General features: G+C 62.8%; 1 protein-coding gene. It reads right to left on the bottom strand.

Going from position 1 to position 1,379, the window contains the following annotated elements; translation table 11 throughout:
* Nucleotides 1-275 precede the first annotated feature (275 nt).
* Nucleotides 276-1,295, bottom strand: a complete 1,020-nt coding sequence (locus EJ903_RS26280; RefSeq protein ID WP_126620810.1) for an IS110 family RNA-guided transposase — start codon at nt 1,293-1,295, stop codon at nt 276-278.
* Between the last annotated feature and the right edge of the window lie 84 nt (nt 1,296-1,379).

Genomic DNA, 1,379 nt, shown 5'->3' with positions numbered 1-1,379 from the left:
CCGGGGCCATGTGTGGACGGCCCTTCCGGTGCAAGAGTGAAATCCGTAGTGACGGTCGATAGGATGCATCCATGTGTCCGACCTGTTGTCGCAGCCGGTGGCTGCTGGCCTTGATGAATTCCGCGGATCGAAGCCCAAATCACCTCAACGCGCTCGATGGCGCTTGGTCCCGGTGGGTTTGATCGATCCCCGGCCCAGCCGGTTCGTCATCACGTCTCATCACCCTGGCACATCCACCCGCCGAGCAATCTCTCGCTTCGCCGGGTGAACACCGACTACGCGGCGGCCGGCGCCTCGTAGGTTTTTCCCCGCGTCATCACCGCCCAGGCAATGCGGGCGGTTTTGTTGGCCAAGGCCACGGCGGCCAATTTTGCTGGTTTGCGCTCCAGCAGCTTCGTCGCCCAGCTTCGGCTGGCGTTGTCTTTGCGGGCGAGTCGCATGACCGCCGTGGCGCCGACGACGAGCAGGCGTCGCAGGTAACCATCGCCCTGCTTGCTGATGCCAACTTGTCGTTCCTTGCCGCCGCTGCTGTGCGCCTTCGGCGTCAGACCAAGCCACGCAGCGAACTGGCGACCGGATCGGAACAAGGTTCCGTCGGGCACAGCCGCCGCGATCGCACTGGCGGTGATCGGACCGATGCCGGGAATGGTTGCCAAGCGCCGACTGACATCACTGGCGCGATGCCAAGCCAGGATGCGCGCCTCCAACCGTTCGATCTCGGTGCCGAGGTGACCAAGCTGCTCGACGATCCCGTGCAGCGCCAGCCGAGCCAATTCCGGCAGTTGATCCTGCGCTTCATGCAGCGCCTCGATCACGGTCTTCACACCACCCGGCCCCTTGGCCGCGGCGATACCGAATTCCGCGAGGTGCCCACGCAACCCGTTAACCAGCATCGTCCGTTGCCGAACCAGAAGATCGCGAGTCTTGTGCAACATCAAAGCGGCCTGCTGATCGGTCGTCTTGATGGCAACGAAGCGCATCGTCGGTCGGGTAACCGCTTCGCAGATCGCCTCGGCGTCCGCCGCATCGGTCTTGCCGCGCTTCACATAGGGTTTGACGTAAGCCGGTGGCATCAACTTCACCGTATGCCCCAAGGCCGCGATCTCCCGAGCCCAATGATGCGCCGTGCCGCACGCCTCGATCCCGACCAGGCACGGCGGAACGCCCTGGAAGAACTTCAACACTTCTCCACGACGCAGTTGTCGGCGAACCAGAACCTTTCCCTCCGCAGTGATCCCATGAACCTGAAAAACATTCTTTGCCAGATCCAGACCGATCGTCGCCAGCGTGGTCATCAGCCGCTCCTGCAAGGTGGTTTCTTCAACGACCTCAGCTTGACACCATTCCCCGGTGAAAGGGCCGTCCACCACATCACCTCA

The sequence above is a fragment of the Azospirillum griseum genome (genome assembly GCF_003966125.1).
Lineage (GTDB): Bacteria > Pseudomonadota > Alphaproteobacteria > Azospirillales > Azospirillaceae > Azospirillum > Azospirillum griseum.
This window is presented reverse-complemented; position numbering and strand designations above follow the sequence as displayed.